The organism is Pseudomonas helleri (genome assembly GCF_001043025.1).
Classification (GTDB): Bacteria; Pseudomonadota; Gammaproteobacteria; order Pseudomonadales; family Pseudomonadaceae; genus Aquipseudomonas; species Aquipseudomonas helleri.
In genome coordinates this window covers 553,234-571,614 of record NZ_JYLD01000001.1, presented here as the reverse complement: position 1 = coordinate 571,614, position 18,381 = coordinate 553,234, and the positions used below count along the sequence as shown (strand labels likewise).

Genomic DNA, 18,381 nt, shown 5'->3' with positions numbered 1-18,381 from the left:
GCTCGCTCCTACACGCACTATCCGCAAAAACATCTGGTTAATTTTCAGCTCGCGCATTAGCTTAAGGACTTGTTACAGTTTTTGTCCGAGGTGTGCGATGTCGCTGGAAACGTGGTTGGCCTTTTTCGCTGCTTGCTGGGTCATCAGCCTGTCGCCTGGCGCCGGTGCCATTGCGTCGATGTCATGCGGCCTGCAATACGGCTTCTGGCGCGGCTACTGGAATGCGCTGGGCCTGCAACTGGGTCTGGCCCTGCAAATCTTCATTGTCGCCGCCGGTGTCGGTGCCATCCTCGCCGCGTCGTCCACCGCTTTCTACGCGATCAAATGGTTTGGTGTGGCCTACCTCGTTTACCTCGCCGTTAAACAATGGCGTGCCTTGCCGTCCGACCTCAGCGACGACTCGGCCATCCGCCCCATCGGCAAACCGCTGGCGCTGGTGTTTCGTGGCTTTCTGGTGAATGTCAGCAACCCCAAAGCGCTGGTGTTCATGCTCGCGGTGCTGCCGCAGTTTGTGAACCCGAACGAACCCTTGGTGAGCCAGTACCTGACCCTGGGTGTGACCATGATCGCCGTCGATTTGATCGTCATGGCCGGTTACACCGGCTTGGCGTCCAAGGTCTTGCGTCTGCTGCGCACGCCCAAACAGCAGCGCCGCCTGAACCGCACCTTTGCCGGTTTGTTCGTGGGTGCCGCAGGGTTTCTGGCGACGTTGCACCGCGCCACCACCTAAAAATCTTGAGTCGCGGTCATTGGAAGTGAACAATGTGTTACTTCTCATTTCCACCCGGATCTTTCAATGACCGCCCGATCGCGCTGTTTGGCCTGGCTGATGGTGCCAGTGCTCGCGTTGTGCAGCCTCGCTGTTTCAGCCAATTCCCCAGAAGGTGCTTCCCAAGCGTTGCACCTTATTGACTACATCGGAGCGGACTATCCGCCTACGGTCGAAGACGGCAAAGTCATCGACGAAACCGAGTATCACGAACAGTTAGAATTCCTCACCGTCCTCAAGGGCCTGATTGCTGACTTGCCTGAACGCCCTGAGCGTGCGGAGCTGGCACAAGGTGTTGAGGCCTTGCAATCGGCCATTGAACAGCGCGAAGACGGCGCCAAGGTCGCCCGTGAGGCGCGCCAGTTAGGGGCCAAGCTGGCCGTCGCCTACGAAGTCAGCCAAGCGCCGGTGATTACCCCGGATCCTGCGCGCGGTGAGCCGCTGTACGCCCTGCATTGCTCGGTGTGCCATGGTGCCACCGGCGCCGGGGACGGCCCGGCCAGCATGGGCATGACCCCGCCACCGGCCAACCTGCGCGATGCTGCGCGTCTTGACCGCCTGAGCCTCTACGCCATTTTCAACACCCTGGCGCTGGGCGTTGAAGGCACCGACATGCCTGCTTTTGCCGACCAACTGGACGACCGTCAGCGCTGGGACCTGGCCACCTATGTGGCGGGCCTGAGTGCAGACCCAGCGGCGGCTAAAGCAGACAAAACCTACGACCTCGCTGAATTGGCCCGTCAGACCCCGGGCGAAGTGCTGGCCGCAGAAGGTCCGCAAGCCGCAGCCACGTTCCGCGCACAACGGGCACAGCCGCCGCAGGTCAAGCGTGGCCCGGCGCAGTTGCTCGACTACACCAGCCAAACTCTGGACAAAAGCCTGGCGGCCTATCGCGAGGGTGATCGTGAACAAGCCTACGACTTGTCTGTAGCCGCCTACCTGGAAGGCTTTGAGCTGGTGGAAAGCTCGCTGGACAACGTCGACAGCAGCGTGCGTAAAACCACCGAAAAAGCCTTGATGGCGTATCGGCAATCGCTGCAGGACGGCTTGCCAATCGAACAGGTCGAGCAGCGTCTGGACGCCGCCAAAGCCTTGCTCAAAGAGTCGGCCGGGCTGCTGGGCAGCGATGGCTTGAGCTGGTCCTTGAGCTACATTTCGGGCTTGTTGATTCTGCTGCGTGAAGGCCTTGAAGCAATTCTGGTGCTGGCGGCTATCCTCGCCTTCTTACGCAACACCGGCCAGCAATCGGCGGTACGCAGCGTCAACATCGGCTGGGGCCTGGCTTTGGTCGCGGGCTTGGCCACGTGGGCGCTGGCCGCCTACGTGATTGACGTCAGCGGCGCCCAACGCGAACTGCTCGAAGGCTGCACCGCGCTGTTTGCCAGCGTCATGGTGCTGTGGCTGGGCGTGTGGATGCACGACCGCCGCCATGCCGATGCCTGGCAGGATTACATCAAAAGCAGCCTGGTCAGCGGCGGCGGGCGGTTTGGCTTTGCGGTGCTGGCGTTCTTCTCGGTGTACCGCGAACTGTTCGAAGTGATCCTGTTCTACGAAACCCTGTGGCTGCAAGCGGGCCCGGCCGGGCATGACGCCGTACTGGCGGGCGGTGCCACGGCGCTGGTGCTGCTGATCGGCCTGGCGTGGATCATCCTGCGCGGCTCAGCCAAATTGCCACTGGGCGTATTCTTCGGCATCAACGCCGCGCTGCTGTGCGCCTTGTCCGTCGTCTTCGCCGGCCATGGCGTCAAAGCCCTGCAGGAAGCCGGAATCTTTGGCACACGACCTGTGCCGTTCTTCGAGTTCGACTGGCTCGGCATCCACGCAGACGCCTACTCGCTCAGCGCACAAGCCATCGCCATCCTGGCGATCATCGTGCTCTACAGCCGCAGCAGACTGGCTGAAAAGCGTCGGGAACAGGCTTCTTAAATACGGATGGGAGCGAGGCTTGCCCGCTCCCACCGTTTTTTGTTTCTTATTATCAGGAGCTACCCCCATGCGTGTCTGGATCGACGCAGACGCTTGCCCCAAGGCTGCGAAGGATCAGGTCATCAAATTCGCGCTCAAGCGTCAGTTTGAGGTGGTGCTGGTGGCCGGGCAGAGTCAGGTCAAGCCGACGTATACGTTGGTCAAGCTGATTGTGGTGCCCAGTGGCCCGGATGCGGCGGATGACTATTTGGTCGAGCATGCCGTGCCCGGCGAGTTGGTGATTTGCAGCGATGTGCCGCTGGCCGACCGGCTGGTGAAGAAGGGCGTGGCAGCGCTGGACCCGCGCGGTAAAGAGTTTGACGCGCAGAACATGGGTGAGCGGCTGGCGGTGCGTAATTTGTTTACCGATCTGCGTGAGCAAGGCCAGGTCGGCGGCGGGCAGGGTGCTTATGGCGAACGCGACAAGCAGGCGTTCGCCAATGCACTGGACCGGATTCTGACCCGGCTCGCGCGGGGCTGATTACGCGTGCTGGGTCAGTTCCAGGACGCGGTCGACCATTTTGTTGATGCCAGAAGCGGCTTCGCTGATGGACTGGGCCAGCATGTAGGCCGGGGTGCTAACCAGCTTGCGGGCTTTGTCTTCGACGATGTCAGAGACTTCACATTCTTGGTGAGTACCGCCCATTTTTTCTACCGCTGCAGCGGTGTCTGCGTCTTTGCCGATAGTACAGATCACGCCAGGGCCGTAGATTTTGGCGGCAATGGCCGGTGAGATGCACATCAAACCGATCGGCTTGCCCGCCTCGGCAAAGGCTTCAGCCAGGGCCAGAACATCGGGTTGAACGCTGCAGGCGGCGCCTTCAGTGGCGAAGCTAGAAAGGTTTTTGGCGGCGCCAAACCCGCCGGGTACGATCAGTGCGTCAAAGTCGTCCACCTTGGCTTCACGTATGTCCTTGATCTCGCCACGGGCGATACGCGCCGACTCGACCAGCACATTGCGCGACTCGGGCATTTCTTCGCCGGTCAGGTGGTTGATGACGTGCAGTTGCGCAATGTTCGGCGCGAAGCATTGCACGTGGGCGCCGCGCTGACTGAGGCGCAGCAGGGTGATCACGCTTTCGTGGATTTCGGTGCCGTCATAGACGCCACAGCCGGAAAGAACAACGGCAATATTTTTGGTGGTCATGGTGGGTCTCCTTGTTCGTGGCGTTACTGTCTCTTTATTTGGCAACTGATGCCAGTGGGAGGTTCCGCGATCACGCAGGCGCTGCGGTGCAGCGCCCAGGGAGAGGGTGTGTGCGAGCGCACACACCGGCTTATTCCGCTGGTGGGGTGTTAACTTCAGCGGCTTTGTTTTTTTCTTCCAGCGCGGTCTGTTTGGCCAGGCGCGCGTTCTTGAAGCGCCGGCGCAGCCACAGGCAGCCGCCCAGCACCAGCAAGGCGCCCAGTACCCACAGCTCGTACTTTTTGACGCTGCCTAGCAGGCCTTCCAGCACGGCGCCAAAGTGGTAGGCGGCGGTGGCCAGGGCAACGGCCCAAATGGCGGCACCAATCCCGTTGAGCAGCAGGTAGCGGCCCGGCGGGTAGCCCGAAAGGCCAATGGCCACGGGCATGACGGTGCGCAGACCGTACACAAAGCGGAAGCTCAAGACCCAGATGTCCGGGTGCTTGCGGATATGCTCCAGCGCCTTGTCGCCCATGAGTTGCCAGCGCGGTTTGCGCGCCAACAATTTGCGGCCGTGTTTGCGCCCCAGGAAGTACCACAGCTGGTCGCCGGCATAACTGCCGAGGAACGCCACGATCATGACCAGTTTAAGGTCCATGTATCCGCGGAACGCCAAGAAGCCTGCGAGAACCAGGATGGTCTCACCTTCAAAGAACGTCCCTAGAAACAGGGCGAAGTAACCGAATTCTTGAAGAAATTGTTGGAGCATTGTCTGGATGCTGGAGAAATGAACGCGCAGCCTACGCCTTAAGGGACGTTCAGGAAAGTATCGAACTGTGTCTTCTCATGAACAATTCCTACAAATCGTAAGTATTTGACCTACATCATAAGGGTTGTCATCTAGGATTCATGACACGTTGCTATAACGGTCGCGCGTAGATGGACAGTGCTCAACATCTGTGGGAGCGGGCTTGCTCGCGATTCAGCCGCTGCGGTTCTCCAGGATCGCCGCGGCGATGCCATCGCGAGCAAGCCCGCTCCCACAATAAGCATCGTTGCAGAACAAAATTGACAAAAAGCCCTCTAATCGGCTCCAGCCCGCATAAAGCGCCTATGAGCGGTTTAAACCCATTGGCGTTGGTGGCATTCTGGCAGCTTGATTGCACGCGCCGCTAAACGGTCACGAGAGTCAAACCCGCTCTTACAGGAACATTCAATGAATACCGAAGGACAGACAGAACTCGTTGCTACTGAGGCTGAGCCCATTGTGGAGCAGGCCACTGAGACACCGCCCGTGCCGGAAGCTCACGCACCTGCTGCGCCTGAAGCGCCAGCGGCGGCGCAACCAGCCATTGCCATTCCGGGTCTGGATGACAGCAGCCTGTATATCCACCGTGAACTCTCGCAGTTGCAATTCAACATCCGGGTGCTTGAGCAGGCGCTGGATGAGTCCTATCCGCTGCTTGAGCGGTTGAAGTTCCTGTTGATTTTCTCCAGCAACCTGGACGAATTCTTCGAAATTCGTGTGGCGGGCCTGAAGAAACAAATTACCTTCGCCCGCGAACAAGCGGGCGCCGATGGCTTGCAGCCGCACCAGGCGCTGGCCCGGATCAGCGAGCTGGTACACGGCCACGTTGATCGCCAATATGCGATCCTCAACGACATTTTGCTGCCCGAGCTTGAAAAGCATCAGGTGCGCTTTATCCGTCGCCGTTACTGGAACACCAAGATCAAGGTCTGGGTGCGCAAGTTCTTCCGCGACGAAATCGCGCCGATCATTACCCCGATCGGTCTCGACCCGACGCACCCGTTCCCGCTGCTGGTGAACAAGAGCCTCAACTTTATCGTTGAGCTTGAAGGCATCGACGCCTTTGGCCGCGATTCCGGCCTGGCGATCATCCCGGCGCCGCGCTTGTTGCCACGTGTGATCAAAGTGCCTGAAGAGGTCGGTGGGCCAGGCGACAACTATGTGTTCCTGTCGTCGATGATTCACGCCCACGCCGATGACCTGTTCCAGGGCATGAAGGTAAAGGGGTGCTACCAGTTCCGTCTGACCCGTAACGCCGACCTGGCCGTGGACACCGAAGATGTAGAAGACTTGGCCCGTGCCCTGCGCGGCGAGCTGTTCTCGCGTCGCTACGGCGATGCGGTGCGTCTGGAAGTGGCCGACACCTGCCCTAAACACCTGTCGGACTACCTGCTCAAGCAGTTCAACCTGCAAGAGACCGAGCTGTACCAGGTCAACGGCCCGGTGAACCTCACGCGCCTGTTCAGCATCACCGGTCTGGACAGCCACCCGGAGCTGCAATACACGCCGTTCACCCCGGCGATTCCGAAGCTGTTGCAGAACAGCGAGAACATTTTCAGCGTGGTCAGCAAGCAGGACATCTTGCTGCTGCACCCGTTTGAGTCCTTCACCCCGGTGGTCGACTTGCTGCGTCAGGCGGCCAAAGACCCGCATGTACTGGCTGTACGCCAGACCCTGTACCGCAGCGGTGCCAACTCTGAAATCGTCGATGCGCTGGTGGATGCCGCGCGTAACGGTAAAGAAGTGACCGCGGTGATCGAATTGCGTGCGCGGTTTGACGAAGAGTCCAACCTGCAACTGGCCAGCCGTCTGCAAGCCGCCGGTGCGGTGGTGATCTACGGGGTGGTGGGCTTTAAGACCCACGCCAAGATGATGCTGATTCTGCGCCGTGAAGCGGGCGAGATCGTGCGTTACGCGCACTTGGGTACGGGCAACTACCACGCCGGTAACGCGCGCCTGTACACCGACTACAGCTTGCTGACGTCGGATGATGCGCTGTGCGAAGACGTCGGCAAGTTGTTCAGCCAACTGATCGGCATGGGTAAGACCCTGCGCATGAAAAAACTCCTGCATGCGCCGTTTACCCTGAAAAAAGGCATGCTCGACATGATTGCCCGCGAAACGCAGTTTGCGTTAGAGGGCAAGCCTGCGCACATCATCGCCAAGTTCAACTCGCTGACCGACCCGAAAATCATCCGCGCGCTGTACAAGGCCAGCCAGTCCGGCGTGCGCATTGATCTGGTGGTGCGTGGCATGTGCTGCTTGCGTCCGGGCATTCCGGGCGTCTCGCACAACATTCACGTGCGCTCGATCATTGGCCGCTTCCTGGAACACACACGGGTGTTCTACTTCCTCAATGGCGGCGAAGAGCAGATGTTCCTGTCGAGTGCTGACTGGATGGAGCGCAACCTCGATAAACGTGTCGAGACGTGCTTCCCGGTAGAGGGCAAAAAGCTGATTCTGCGGGTCAAGAAGGAGCTGGAATGCTACCTGACGGACAACACCCACAGCTGGAGCCTGCAGTCTGACGGCCGTTACGTGCGCAACACGCCGACCGGCAACCAGAACCCGCGCAGCGCCCAAGCGACCCTGCTGGAGCGCCTGAGCCTGCCGGTACTGACCGTCAGCACCGGCCCGTCGGTGTAAGTCGACCCTGTAGGAGCGAGCTTGCCTCGCGATCTTTTTGAAGCTGAAAAGATCGCGAGGCAAGCTCGCTCCTACAATGCGGTAAACCTTACGAAATAGTCAGCACTATCCCGACGCGCGTCAGCCATTGGGCTTCTTGTTCGAAGTCGGCTTTGGTCAGCGGGTTCTGTTCCAGCCAGCCTTCAGCGAAGATCACTTCCAGGTGATCGCCATCGGCGCGCAGCTTCACTTGCGACGCTTCCTGGTTGCCACGGATGTGGTAGAACAAAATCGCAAAACGCAGCAGCACGCACAGGCGAATCAGCTTGATGCCTTCGGCGCCAAACTCGGCGAACTTGTCTTTTGGAATGTTACGGCGATGACCGCGCACCAGCAGCGCGAGCATTTGCTGGTCTTCGCGTGAGAAACCGGCAAGGTCAGAGTGCTCGATCAGGTAAGCACCGTGCTTGTGGTAGTGGTAGTGGGCAATGTCCAGGCCGACTTCATGCACCTTGGCCGCCCAGCTCAGCAGCTCGCGCCAGACCCCGTCTTCGAGTTCCCACGACTTGGCCACCTGGTCAAACGCGCGCAAGGCTTTGCGTTCAACCCGTGCGGCTTGTTCCAGATCAACGTGGTAGCGCTCCATCAGCGAACTCAGGGTGCGCTCGCGCACGTCTTCGTGATGATGGCGACCTAACAGGTCGTAGAGCACGCCTTCACGCAGGGCGCCGTCGCAGTGGTCCATGCGTTGCAATTCAAGGGCGTCAAAAATCGCCTCAAGAATCGCCAGCCCGGCCGGGAAAATCGCCCGACGGTCTGGCTTGATGCCTTCGAAGTCGATTTTGTCCACTTCACCCAGCTTGAACAGTTTGCGCTTGAGCCAGGCAAGGCCCTCGGCATTCACTTCGCCTGCACCGTGGCCGCCGGCTTTGAGGGCAAGGCCAATGGCGCGGATGGTGCCGGAGGAGCCGATGGCTTCATCCCACGTCAGGCGGTGCAGCGCGTGCTCAATGCTCATGAGCTCAAGGCGCGCCGCGGTGTATGCCTGGGCATAACGTGCCGGGGTGATCTTGCCGTCGCGGAAATAGCGTTGGGTGAAGCTCACGCAGCCCATCTGCAGGCTTTCACGCAGCAGGGGCTCAAAACGTTGGCCGATGATGAATTCGGTACTGCCACCGCCGATGTCGGCCACCAGGCGCTTGCCCGGTGTGTCGGCGAGGGTGTGCGAAACGCCCAGATAAATCAGGCGCGCTTCTTCACGTCCAGAAATGACTTCTACGGTGTGGCCCAGGATTTGTTCTGCGCGCACGATAAATTCATTGCGGTTGCGGGCTTCACGCAAGGCGTTGGTGCCCACGATGCGCACGGCGCCCAAGGGCATGCCTTTGATCAATTGCGCAAAACGCTTCAAGCAATCGAGGCCACGCTGCATGGACTCTTCGTTGAGGTGGCGTTCTTCGTCGATACCGGCAGCCAGCTGCACCTTATCGCCAAGACGTTCAAGAATGCGGATTTCACCGTTCTGAGCCTTGGCCACCACCATGTGAAAGCTGTTAGAACCCAAGTCTATAGCGGCGATCAGGGACGGATTCTTGCTTTTGGATTGGGGCATGTTTGAGGAGTCTCGGTCGATAACTTCGCCATCGTGCCACGATCAAACGCTCGCGCCAACGCGTGATGTGCGATGCATTGATATGGAGCACGTAAGAGATGACGTTAGCTTGTTCCTGACAACTCGTATTTTTTAAACGATCTAATTTTTGTCACACATCCCCTGTAAAAGCCCCCGCTAACGGTAGGAGCGAGCTTGCCTCGCGATCTTTTAAGGGTTGAAAAGATCGCGAGACAAGCTCGCTCCTACAGGGGTTAAACCTCAACCGAACCGATAAAATTCGCCAGCTCAGGGGTTTTCGGGTTGGCGAACAGCACTTTGGGGTCGCCCACCTCATGCACCTTGCCCTGGTGCATAAACACCAGTTTGTCGCCGACTTCGCGAGCGAAGCGCATTTCGTGGGTCACCATAATCAGCGTCATGCCTTCGCGGGCCAGTTGGCGCACCACGTTGAGCACCTCGTTGACCAGTTCGGGGTCGAGCGCCGAGGTAATTTCGTCACACAGCAGCACTTTGGGCGACATAGCCAGCGCCCGGGCAATGGCCACGCGCTGTTGCTGCCCGCCCGACAGGCGTTCGGGGAAGGCATCAAACTTGTCGCCCAGGCCCACACGCTCCAGCATCTCGCGGGCCAGTTGCGCGGCCTTGGCCTTGGGCACTTTTTGCACCACTTGCGGGGCCAGCATGACGTTTTCGCCGACGCTCAAGTGCGGGAACAAATTGAACTGCTGAAACACCATCCCGACTTTCTGGCGCAGGATGCGCAAGTCGGCGCGGGCCGCGTCCATGTATTCATCATCGACTTCTATAACCCCGTCGTTGATCGACTCCAGGCCGTTCAAGGTTCTCAGCAGCGTGCTTTTGCCCGAGCCGCTGCGGCCAATGATCGCGACCACCTGGCCTTGTTCAACGCTCAGGTCGATGCCTTTCAGCACGTGATGGTCGCCGTAGTATTTATGCAGGGCGGTAACTCTAAGCAGAGGCATGCAGTCTCCTTTCCAGATAGCGCGCACTGAGCGACAAGGGGTAGCACAAGAGGAAGTAACCGAGCGCCACCAAGCCGTAGACCATAAAAGGCTCAAAAGTGGCGTTGGCCAGCATGCTGCCGGTCTTGGTCAGCTCGGTGAAACCAATGATCGAGGTGACGGCGGTGCCTTTAATCACCTGCACCGAAAACCCTACAGTGGGCGCGATGGCCACCCGTAAGGCTTGCGGCAAAATCACGTAACGCAGTTGTTCCAGCGGGCTTAGCGCCAGGCTGGCTGACGCTTCCCACTGGCCATTGGCGATGGATTCGACGCTGCCGCGCCAGATCTCTGCCAGGTAAGCGCTGGTAAACAGCGTCAGCGCCAGGGCGGCGGCCATCCACGGCGAAATGTCGATGCCGAGCAAGGCGATGCCAAAAAAGATCAGAAACAGTTGCATCAGCAAGGGCGTGCCCTGAAACAGCTCTATATAGCCGCGTGCCAGCGTGCGGGCGAAGCGGCTCTTGGAGATGCGCATCAGCAACACCAGCAGGCCGATCAGACCGCCACCGATAAAGGCCACGACGGACAGCGCGACGGTCCATTGCAGGCCCGCCAGCAAATTGCGCACGATGTCCCAGAAGGTAAAGTCCATCAGCGACTCCTGCTCAGGTAGCGGCGGCCGAAGGCATTCAGTAACTGGCGAATCAACAGCGCCATGCACAGGTAGATCAGGGTGGTCAGGGCGTAGGTTTCAAAGGCCCGGAAGTTGCGCGACTGAATGAAGTTGGCGAAAAAGCTCAGCTCTTCGGTGGCAATTTGCGAACACACCGCCGAGCCGAGCATCACGATGATGATTTGGCTGCTCAGTGCCGGCCACACTTTGGCCAGCGCGGGCTGCAAGACCACATAGCGAAACGCCTCAAAACGCGACATGGCCAGCGCGGCGGCGGCTTCCAGTTGGCCTTTGGGGATGGCCTGAATGCCAGCGCGAATAATCTCGGTGGAGTAAGCGCCGAGGTTAATCACCATGGCCAGTGCCGAGGCTTGCCATTCGCTGATGTGCACGCCAAGGCCCGGTAAGCCGAAGAAGATAAAAAACAACTGCACCAAAAACGGTGTGTTGCGAATCACTTCAACGTACAGACCAAACAGGGCGGCGAAAGGGCGGATGTTCCAGGCCCGGACCACCGCCCCGACAATCCCCAGGCTGACGCCAAACAGCGTGCCGATGGCGGTCAGTTCCAGGGTGAACAAGGCGCCGCGCAGCAACAGGTCAGTGTTTTGCAGGACCGGTAAAAAGTCGAACTGATAAGCCATGATGACCTCGTTGCGGGTGATCAGAGGTCGGCTGGCAGCGGCTCTTTAAGCCATTGCAGCGCATTCTTTTCCAGGCTGCCGTCGGCTTTGGCGGCGCTCAGAATCTGGTTCACCTTGTCCAGCAGCTCAGGCTGGCCCTTGTTGACCCCGACATACACCGGCGAGTCCTTGAGTTTTAGCTTCATGGCCGGGATGCGTTTGGGGTTACGTTCGCTGATGGTCACCATCACCACGTTGCCGCTGGCGATCAGGTCTACTTGCCCGGCCAGGTAGGCGGCGATCGTCGAGTTGTTGTCTTCAAAGCGTTTGATCGTGACACCGGCAGGCGCCACGTTGGTCAGCTCGATGTCTTCGATGGCGCCACGGGTGACGCTGATGGTTTTACCTTTGAGGTCATCCAGCGTCTTGATTTCTGCGTCTGGCGGACCAAACACGCCGAGGTAGAAGGGCGCGTAGGCGTGGGAGAAGTCGATGACTTTCTCGCGATCCGGGTTTTTACCCAGGCTGGAAATCACCAGGTCGACTTTACCCGTGGTCAGATACGGCACGCGGTTGGTGCTGTTGACCGGGGTGAGTTCCAGTTTGACCTTGAGCTGGTCGGCCAACAGCTTTGCCGTATCAATGTCCAGGCCGCGCGGTTTCATGTCAGGGCCTACCGAGCCAAACGGCGGAAAGTCTTGCGGGACGGCAACCTTCAAGGTGCCGCGAGCCATCACGTCATCAAGTTGATTGGCGCGGGCCGGTGTCTGAAACAACACCAGGCTGGCGAACAAGGCACATATCAGGGCGCTGTAGCGCTGGGTCATGGCAACTCTCCAAATCGGGTGGACGGTGATGTCTGCTATTGGACAGAGCACAGGCCATGCCAACAGCGGTTTCAGGGCTGGGAGGCAGGGTTCAGAAGGCTTGCAGCGGTCAGACTGGTCTGAACAGTTGCCGAGCTTTTTGCACCTCTATCGGGCGTTGCGTACACGGCTTGAACCGCCGTGGGGCGTGACTTGCCGAGCGCCTGCAATAGCTTTACAACTACGTTCCAACCTCAGCCGATCAAGTCGATTTGTGATGAATTCAAGCGCACGCGCGGTACCCGAAGTGGCGCTGTTGGCCATTCGTAAACTGATCGATGAGCGCGGCTTTGCGCCGGGTGATGCATTGCCTTCGCAGCGCGATCTGGCGGTGCAGCTGGGGGTCAGCCGGGCGTCATTGCGCGAGGCGCTGTCGTCATTGAGTGCGTTGGGCGTGGTCAGCGTCCAGCCCGGCAAAGGCGTTTACGTGCAAACGGTGGGCGAGCCCGCAGCGATCGCCTCTGCGTCTGACTGGCCTTTTGCGGCGCAGGCCTGCCCTGAGGACATCTTTCAATTGCGTTACGCGCTTGAGGGGTTGGCGGCAGGGTTGGCCGCCGTGAGGCTGACCCGTGATGAACTCGACGTGCTGCAAGACAATGTCGAGGCCATGCGCCTGGAGTTGCGCGCCGAGGACTTCGCCCGGGCGGCGCAACTGGACTTTGAGTTTCATCAGATTATTTTGCGCGCCAGTGGCAACCAGACCATGGCGAATATTCTGATAACCCGGGCCGATATCTTTCTTGAAAGCCAGAAATTGCCCTTTATTCGCCCCGAACGGGCGATGGAAACCTGGCAAGAACACCGCAAAATCCTTCGCGCATTGGCGCGCCACGCCAGCGGGCCAGCGCACAAAGCCATGAGCGAGCACATACGCCATGCGGCTTCGCGCACCGGGATCGCTTTTGTCACGTCCGGCGTGTTTTGAAAGAGCTCATACTCAGGCTCATGTGCGGCCATAGTAATAGACAATCATCCGTCAGCTTCCTGAACGCGGTGATGACGGCTATGATGTGCTACGTTTTTGCTTACAACCACGGAGACTTCCATGAGCAGCGATCTTATTAAACACGTTAGCGACGCTAGCTTTGAGGCCGATGTTCTCAAGGCTGAAGGCGCTGTATTGGTCGATTACTGGGCTGAATGGTGTGGCCCTTGCAAAATGATCGCGCCAGTTCTGGATGAGATCGCCGAGACTTACAAAGGCAAGCTGACTGTTGCCAAGCTGAACATTGACGAAAACCAGGAAACCCCTGCCAAGCACGGCGTTCGTGGTATTCCAACGTTGATGCTGTTCAAGAACGGCAACGTTGAAGCCACCAAGGTCGGTGCGCTGTCGAAGTCGCAGCTGGCTGCATTCCTCGACGCTAATATCTAAGCGTTGTTAAAAGCCCCGCAAATTGCGGGGCTTTTTCATGGCTCAAGGACTAGACGCTATGAAACTCAAGTGGTACATTCGGCCCCGCACTGGTTTCTCCACTGCCCCCTGCAAGCCGTCGCCGACGCACTCCTTATCGAATTAGTACGCGATCCTGTCGCCTTCTCTGCGGCGCGGCCTCATTAAGCCAAAAGCTTAATTTCCCCCTCCATAAATGATTACGTCATTCCTATATGAACCTGACTGAACTCAAGCAAAAGCCGATTACCGAACTGCTCGAATTGGCCGAACAGATGGGCATAGAAAATATGGCCCGTTCGCGCAAGCAGGACGTGATTTTCTCCCTGCTGAAAAAGCACGCGAAAAGCGGCGAGGAAATCTCCGGTGATGGCGTGCTGGAGATCCTCCAGGACGGCTTCGGCTTCCTCCGCTCTGCTGACGCCTCTTACCTGGCCGGCCCGGACGATATCTACGTCTCGCCTAGCCAGATTCGACGTTTCAACCTGCGCACCGGCGACACCATCGTCGGTAAAATTCGCCCGCCAAAAGAAGGCGAGCGTTATTTCGCACTGTTGAAAGTCGACACGATCAACTTCGATCGTCCAGAGAACGCGAAAAACAAGATTCTCTTCGAGAACTTGACCCCGCTGTTCCCGAACGTGCGCATGAAGATGGAAATCGGTAACGGTTCCACCGAAGATTTGACCGGTCGTGTAATCGACCTCTGCGCCCCGATCGGTAAAGGTCAGCGCGGTCTGATCGTTGCTCCGCCAAAAGCGGGCAAGACCATCATGCTGCAGAACATTGCGTCGAACATTTCGCGTAACAACCCGGAAGTGCACTTGATCGTTCTGTTGATCGACGAGCGCCCGGAAGAAGTGACCGAAATGCAGCGTACCGTGCGCGGCGAAGTGGTTGCCTCCACCTTCGACGAGCCGCCAACCCGCCACGTGCAGGTTGCCGAAATGGTGATCGAGAAGGCCAAGCGCCTGGTCGAACACAAAAAAGACGTGGTGATCCTGCTCGACTCCATCACCCGTCTGGCCCGTGCCTACAACACTGTGATCCCGAGCTCCGGCAAGGTCTTGACCGGTGGTGTTGATGCCCACGCCCTTGAGAAACCAAAGCGTTTCTTCGGTGCTGCGCGAAACATCGAAGAAGGCGGCTCGCTGACCATTATCGCCACCGCACTGGTTGAAACCGGTTCGAAGATGGACGAAGTGATCTACGAAGAGTTCAAAGGCACCGGCAACATGGAACTGCCTCTGGACCGCAAAATCGCTGAAAAACGCGTCTTCCCGGCGATCAACATCAACCGTTCCGGCACCCGCCGTGAAGAGTTGCTGACCGCTGACGACGAGTTGCAACGCATGTGGATCCTGCGCAAGCTGTTGCACCCGATGGACGAAGTAGCCGCCATCGAGTTCTTGATCGACAAGCTGAAGCAGACCAAGACCAACGATGAGTTCTTCCTGTCGATGAAGCGCAAGTAAATCGCCGGAAGTTAAGCAAGAGCCGGGGAAACCCGGCTTTTTGCTGTCTAACCTTTCTTGATTTTGGGCAGCTCTCCCTTCAGATCACGCGGCTTGGGCGCTACACTCGGTGCCCCAACGCCACGGCCAACATGAGGCTCAAGCATGCAGTACCGCGACTTACGTGACTTTATCAGCGGCCTGGAACAGCGCGGCGAACTCAAGCGCATCCAGGTTCCGGTGTCACCCAAACTGGAAATGACCGAAATCTGCGACCGCACATTGCGCGCCAAAGGTCCGGCCTTACTGTTTGAAAACCCGGTGGGTCACGATATCCCTGTGCTCGGCAACCTGTTCGGCACGCCTGAGCGCGTGGCCCTGGGCATGGGCGCTGACTCGGTGAATGAGCTGCGTGAAATCGGCAAGCTGCTGGCGTTTCTGAAGGAGCCCGAGCCGCCTAAAGGTCTGAAAGACGCGTGGTCCAAGTTGCCGATCTTCCGCAAGATTATTTCCATGGCCCCGAAAGTCGTCAAAGACGCGGTGTGCCAGGAAGTGGTCATTGAGGGCGACGATGTCGACCTCGCCCTGTTGCCGGTTCAGCATTGCTGGCCGGGAGACGTGGCGCCGCTGATTACCTGGGGCCTGACCGTCACCAAAGGTCCGAACAAGGACCGCCAGAACCTGGGCATTTATCGCCAGCAGGTGATTGGCCGCAATAAAGTCATCATGCGCTGGTTGAGCCACCGTGGCGGTGCGCTGGACTACCGTGAGTGGTGCGAAAAACACCCCGGTACGCCGTTCCCGGTGTCTGTGGCGCTGGGTGCTGACCCGGCCACCATTTTGGGCGCCGTCACCCCCGTGCCAGACAGCTTGTCCGAATATGCCTTCGCCGGGCTGCTACGCGGCAACCGCACCGAGCTGGTGAAGTGCCGTGGCAACGACCTGCAAGTGCCGGCCACGGCTGAGATCATCCTCGAAGGCGTGATCCACCCCGGCGAAATGGCCCCGGAAGGCCCGTACGGCGACCACACCGGTTACTACAACGAGGTCGACAGCTTCCCGGTGTTCACCGTTGAGCGCATCACCCACCGGATCAAACCGATTTACCACAGCACCTACACTGGCCGTCCACCGGATGAGCCGGCGATTCTGGGCGTGGCACTCAACGAAGTGTTCGTGCCGATTCTGCAAAAGCAGTTCCCGGAAATCACTGACTTCTACCTGCCGCCTGAAGGCTGCTCGTACCGCATGGCCATTGTGACCATGAAAAAGCAGTACCCGGGGCACGCCAAGCGCGTAATGCTCGGTGTGTGGTCGTTTTTGCGCCAGTTCATGTACACCAAATTCGTTATCGTCACCGACGACGACATCAACGCGCGCGACTGGAACGACGTGATCTGGGCCATCACCACACGCATGGACCCCAAGCGCGACACGGTGATGATCGACAACACGCCAATCGACTACCTCGACTTTGCCTCGCCGATTTCGGGCCTGGGGTCGAAGATGGGGCTGGATGCAACCAACAAATGGCCAGGCGAAACCTCCCGCGAATGGGGTCGGGTCATCGTCAAGGATGAGGCCGTGACTCGCCGGATCGATGACATCTGGAATCAATTAGGAATAGATTGATGCGTGTAACCTTGCAGCCTTCAGGCGCCGTATTGGACACCTTGCCTGGCGAGCGGATTCTGGATGCGGCGCAGCGCCTGGGCTATGAATGCCCGCAAAGCTGCCGCAATGGTAATTGCCACGTGTGCGCAGCCTTGCTGGTTGAAGGGCAGGTGCAGCAGGCGGGTGAAGTCCGTGACCATGGCGAGGTTTACACCTGCCTGGCGGAGCCGCTGGAAGACTGCGTGGTGTTGTGGGATGGCGTCCTTGCGTTGGGAGAATTACCGGTGCGTAGCTTGGCCTGTCAGTTGACCGAATGTGTCGAATTGGGTGGTGATGTGTGGCGGGTGCGCTTGCGTGCACCGGCGGGCAAACTGCCGCGTTATCACGCCGGGCAATACGTGATGCTGGAGCGTGAAAACGGCGAGAAGTCGGCGTTTTCACTGGCCAGCGCACCGCACTCGGGGCGCGACCTTGAACTGCACGTACTGGTGCGCGAAGACAGCGCCCGCAGCCTGATCGAGCAGTTGCAACGCAACAAAATGATCCGTCTGGAGCTGCCATTTGGCGACACACACTTGTCTGAATTGCCGGACGGGCCGCTGGTGCTGATCGCCGCGGGCACCGGCATGGCGCAAATGCACAGCCTGATCGAGCATTGCCGTGCCAAAGGGTTCAAGCATCCGGTGCATTTGTACTGGGGCGTGCGTCGCCCTGAAGACTTTTACGCGTTGGAAGAGTGGGACGCCTGGCAGCAGATCCCCAACCTGTTCTTGCACAAGGTCGTCAGTGATTTGTGCGGCTGGGAAGGGCGTTGCGGGTTGTTGCACGAAGCGGTGTGCGAAGACATCAGCGACCTTAGCGCTGTCTCGGTGTATGCCAGCGGCTCGCCTGCCATGATCTACGGCACCCTCGACGCGCTGGTTGAAGCGGGCATGGACGCGCACCAAATGCGCGCTGACGTGTTTGCCTACGCGCCCCGTCCTTGACGTAACCCCGTCTTCGACGCCGCTCTGTCGCGCAGCAAGCAGGCCACCGATAATCGTCAGCATCCCCCAATCAGTTCCTTCTCCCTCCGGGAGAGGCGTGGTGAGGGGCTCTTGATTTACAAGAAATCGGATTACTGGCCGCCATACGTCTTGCCGCGCGGGTTATTTCATTTTTACTGCTATAAGATTCATAACGTTATTATCTAGTACGCCGCATGCAATGCCTGTAGGACTCCATGCCTTCTGTGATAACTGTTTCTGAATCAGCGTGTACAAACGTGATTTACCCTCCGCGACTCGATCTTGGGGCGCCCCTGACCCCAGAACAACTTCAGCAATCCTTGCAGGCCACCATGGCGTGCCATCAAGGCGGCCCGGTCTGGCTGTTCGCCTACGGCTCGCTTATCTGGCGCCCTGAATGCACAGCTGTCGAGCGGGTGCGGGGCCGGGTGCATGGCTACCATCGCGGCTTGTATTTGTGGTCCCACGAGCATCGTGGCACGCCGCAACTGCCCGGCCTGGTCTTTGGTCTGGACCGTGGCGGCTCGTGCAGTGGCTTTGCCTATCGCCTGCCTGAAGACAACCTTGAAGCGGCGCTCAACGCCTTGTGGCGGCGTGAAATGCCCGTGCCTTCCTATCGGCCGCACTGGCTGAACTGCCGGCTTGAAGACGGTAACCAGGTCCAGGCGTTGGGGTTTGTGCTGGAACGGCATTTGCCCAGCTACGCGGGCAACCTTCCGGACGGCGTACTCAGCCAGGTGCTGGCCAACGCCAGCGGTCGCTACGGCACCACCCGTGACTACGTCGAACAGACCATCAGCGCCTTGCGTAGCCACGCCATGCCAGACCGTAACCTGGAGGCGCGCCTCAAGCGCTGTGTGTTGGCCAAGCCGTAGGGG

At 59.0% G+C, this 18,381-nt stretch carries 17 protein-coding genes; 10 read left to right on the top strand and 7 right to left on the bottom strand.

Going from position 1 to position 18,381, the window contains the following annotated elements; all coding sequences use genetic code 11:
• Positions 1-97: 97 nt before the first annotated feature.
• The 3 genes from TU84_RS02485 to TU84_RS02475 all read left to right on the top strand — a co-directional run bounded on the left by TU84_RS02485 (position 98) and on the right by TU84_RS02475 (position 3,215).
• Complete coding sequence (locus TU84_RS02485) at positions 98-730, top strand: LysE family transporter (RefSeq protein ID WP_048366902.1); 633 nt, start codon at positions 98-100, stop codon at positions 728-730.
• Positions 731-796: 66 nt separating this feature from the next.
• The gene (locus tag TU84_RS02480; protein ID WP_048366901.1) at positions 797-2,695 is read left to right on the top strand and encodes a cytochrome c/FTR1 family iron permease; all 1,899 of its coding nucleotides are present in this window, start codon (positions 797-799) and stop codon (positions 2,693-2,695) included.
• Between the two features lie 67 nt (positions 2,696-2,762).
• Complete coding sequence (locus TU84_RS02475; RefSeq protein WP_048366900.1) at positions 2,763-3,215, top strand: YaiI/YqxD family protein; 453 nt, start codon at positions 2,763-2,765, stop codon at positions 3,213-3,215.
• Here TU84_RS02475 and elbB read toward each other — a convergent pair whose 3' ends face one another.
• Positions 3,216-3,881 (bottom strand): isoprenoid biosynthesis glyoxalase ElbB, encoded by a 666-nt coding sequence (gene elbB, locus TU84_RS02470; RefSeq protein WP_048366899.1) that lies wholly within the window; start codon positions 3,879-3,881, stop codon positions 3,216-3,218.
• Positions 3,882-4,011: 130 nt separating this feature from the next.
• The gene (locus tag TU84_RS02465; RefSeq protein WP_048366898.1) at positions 4,012-4,629 is read right to left on the bottom strand and encodes a DedA family protein; all 618 of its coding nucleotides are present in this window, start codon (positions 4,627-4,629) and stop codon (positions 4,012-4,014) included.
• A gap of 447 nt (positions 4,630-5,076) precedes the next feature.
• Here TU84_RS02465 and ppk1 point away from each other — a divergent pair, with 447 nt between their 5' ends.
• On the top strand, positions 5,077-7,314 hold the full coding sequence (ppk1, locus tag TU84_RS02460; RefSeq protein ID WP_048366897.1) for a polyphosphate kinase 1: 2,238 nt from the start codon (positions 5,077-5,079) through the stop codon (positions 7,312-7,314).
• Between the two features lie 88 nt (positions 7,315-7,402).
• Here the strand turns inward: ppk1 and ppx are convergent, their stop codons facing one another.
• From ppx to TU84_RS02435, 5 genes are all read right to left on the bottom strand, one after another.
• Positions 7,403-8,905 carry an exopolyphosphatase gene (gene ppx / locus TU84_RS02455; RefSeq protein WP_048366896.1) on the bottom strand — a complete coding sequence of 501 codons (1,503 nt, stop codon included), beginning with the start codon at positions 8,903-8,905 and terminating at the stop codon, positions 7,403-7,405.
• Positions 8,906-9,159: 254 nt separating this feature from the next.
• The gene (locus tag TU84_RS02450; protein WP_048366895.1) at positions 9,160-9,891 is read right to left on the bottom strand and encodes an amino acid ABC transporter ATP-binding protein; all 732 of its coding nucleotides are present in this window, start codon (positions 9,889-9,891) and stop codon (positions 9,160-9,162) included.
• Positions 9,878-10,528: an amino acid ABC transporter permease gene (locus TU84_RS02445; RefSeq protein WP_174479311.1), complete on the bottom strand. Its 651-nt coding sequence runs from the start codon at positions 10,526-10,528 to the stop codon at positions 9,878-9,880. Before TU84_RS02445 ends, TU84_RS02450 begins: the two co-directional genes overlap by 14 nt.
• The gene (locus TU84_RS02440; protein ID WP_048366893.1) at positions 10,525-11,190 is read right to left on the bottom strand and encodes an amino acid ABC transporter permease; all 666 of its coding nucleotides are present in this window, start codon (positions 11,188-11,190) and stop codon (positions 10,525-10,527) included. Before TU84_RS02440 ends, TU84_RS02445 begins: the two co-directional genes overlap by 4 nt.
• A 20-nt stretch (positions 11,191-11,210) precedes the next feature.
• Positions 11,211-11,996 carry a transporter substrate-binding domain-containing protein gene (locus TU84_RS02435; RefSeq protein ID WP_048366892.1) on the bottom strand — a complete coding sequence of 262 codons (786 nt, stop codon included), beginning with the start codon at positions 11,994-11,996 and terminating at the stop codon, positions 11,211-11,213.
• A gap of 256 nt (positions 11,997-12,252) precedes the next feature.
• Between TU84_RS02435 and TU84_RS02430 the strand changes: the two genes are divergently transcribed.
• The 6 genes from TU84_RS02430 (at position 12,253) to TU84_RS02405 (ending at position 18,378) form a co-directional block, all read left to right on the top strand.
• On the top strand, positions 12,253-12,960 hold the full coding sequence (locus TU84_RS02430; RefSeq protein ID WP_048366891.1) for a FadR/GntR family transcriptional regulator: 708 nt from the start codon (positions 12,253-12,255) through the stop codon (positions 12,958-12,960).
• A 120-nt stretch (positions 12,961-13,080) separates the two neighbouring features.
• On the top strand, positions 13,081-13,410 hold the full coding sequence (gene trxA / locus TU84_RS02425; RefSeq protein WP_003206727.1) for a thioredoxin TrxA: 330 nt from the start codon (positions 13,081-13,083) through the stop codon (positions 13,408-13,410).
• Positions 13,411-13,643: 233 nt separating this feature from the next.
• A complete protein-coding gene (gene rho, locus TU84_RS02420; RefSeq protein ID WP_048366890.1) occupies positions 13,644-14,903 on the top strand; it encodes a transcription termination factor Rho in 1,260 nt (419 codons plus the stop codon).
• Between the two features lie 144 nt (positions 14,904-15,047).
• Positions 15,048-16,514, top strand: coding sequence for a 4-hydroxy-3-polyprenylbenzoate decarboxylase (gene ubiD / locus TU84_RS02415; protein WP_048366889.1), 1,467 nt, complete (start codon positions 15,048-15,050; stop codon positions 16,512-16,514).
• Entirely contained in the window at positions 16,514-17,482 is a 969-nt protein-coding gene (locus TU84_RS02410; protein WP_048366888.1) for a CDP-6-deoxy-delta-3,4-glucoseen reductase, read from the top strand. The genes ubiD and TU84_RS02410 overlap by 1 nt, the downstream gene beginning before the upstream one ends.
• Positions 17,483-17,718: 236 nt before the next feature.
• Positions 17,719-18,378, top strand: a complete 660-nt coding sequence (locus TU84_RS02405) for a gamma-glutamylcyclotransferase (RefSeq protein WP_153326046.1) — start codon at positions 17,719-17,721, stop codon at positions 18,376-18,378.
• Positions 18,379-18,381 lie beyond the last annotated feature (3 nt).

What these genes read in the sequence shown, in the direction of transcription:
- TU84_RS02485 (WP_048366902.1), top strand. Translation starts at nt 98, where the DNA reads ATGTCGCTGGAAACGTGGTTGGCCTTTTTCGCTGCTTGCTGGGTCATC.
- TU84_RS02480 (WP_048366901.1), top strand. Translation starts at nt 797, where the DNA reads ATGACCGCCCGATCGCGCTGTTTGGCCTGGCTGATGGTGCCAGTGCTC.
- TU84_RS02475 (WP_048366900.1), top strand. Translation starts at nt 2,763, where the DNA reads ATGCGTGTCTGGATCGACGCAGACGCTTGCCCCAAGGCTGCGAAGGAT.
- elbB (WP_048366899.1), bottom strand. Translation starts at nt 3,881, where the DNA reads ATGACCACCAAAAATATTGCCGTTGTTCTTTCCGGCTGTGGCGTCTAT.
- TU84_RS02465 (WP_048366898.1), bottom strand. Translation starts at nt 4,629, where the DNA reads ATGCTCCAACAATTTCTTCAAGAATTCGGTTACTTCGCCCTGTTTCTA.
- ppk1 (WP_048366897.1), top strand. Translation starts at nt 5,077, where the DNA reads ATGAATACCGAAGGACAGACAGAACTCGTTGCTACTGAGGCTGAGCCC.
- ppx (WP_048366896.1), bottom strand. Translation starts at nt 8,905, where the DNA reads ATGCCCCAATCCAAAAGCAAGAATCCGTCCCTGATCGCCGCTATAGAC.
- TU84_RS02450 (WP_048366895.1), bottom strand. Translation starts at nt 9,891, where the DNA reads ATGCCTCTGCTTAGAGTTACCGCCCTGCATAAATACTACGGCGACCAT.
- TU84_RS02440 (WP_048366893.1), bottom strand. Translation starts at nt 11,190, where the DNA reads ATGGCTTATCAGTTCGACTTTTTACCGGTCCTGCAAAACACTGACCTG.
- TU84_RS02435 (WP_048366892.1), bottom strand. Translation starts at nt 11,996, where the DNA reads ATGACCCAGCGCTACAGCGCCCTGATATGTGCCTTGTTCGCCAGCCTG.
- TU84_RS02430 (WP_048366891.1), top strand. Translation starts at nt 12,253, where the DNA reads ATGAATTCAAGCGCACGCGCGGTACCCGAAGTGGCGCTGTTGGCCATT.
- trxA (WP_003206727.1), top strand. Translation starts at nt 13,081, where the DNA reads ATGAGCAGCGATCTTATTAAACACGTTAGCGACGCTAGCTTTGAGGCC.
- rho (WP_048366890.1), top strand. Translation starts at nt 13,644, where the DNA reads ATGAACCTGACTGAACTCAAGCAAAAGCCGATTACCGAACTGCTCGAA.
- ubiD (WP_048366889.1), top strand. Translation starts at nt 15,048, where the DNA reads ATGCAGTACCGCGACTTACGTGACTTTATCAGCGGCCTGGAACAGCGC.
- TU84_RS02410 (WP_048366888.1), top strand. Translation starts at nt 16,514, where the DNA reads ATGCGTGTAACCTTGCAGCCTTCAGGCGCCGTATTGGACACCTTGCCT.
- TU84_RS02405 (WP_153326046.1), top strand. Translation starts at nt 17,719, where the DNA reads ATGCCTTCTGTGATAACTGTTTCTGAATCAGCGTGTACAAACGTGATT.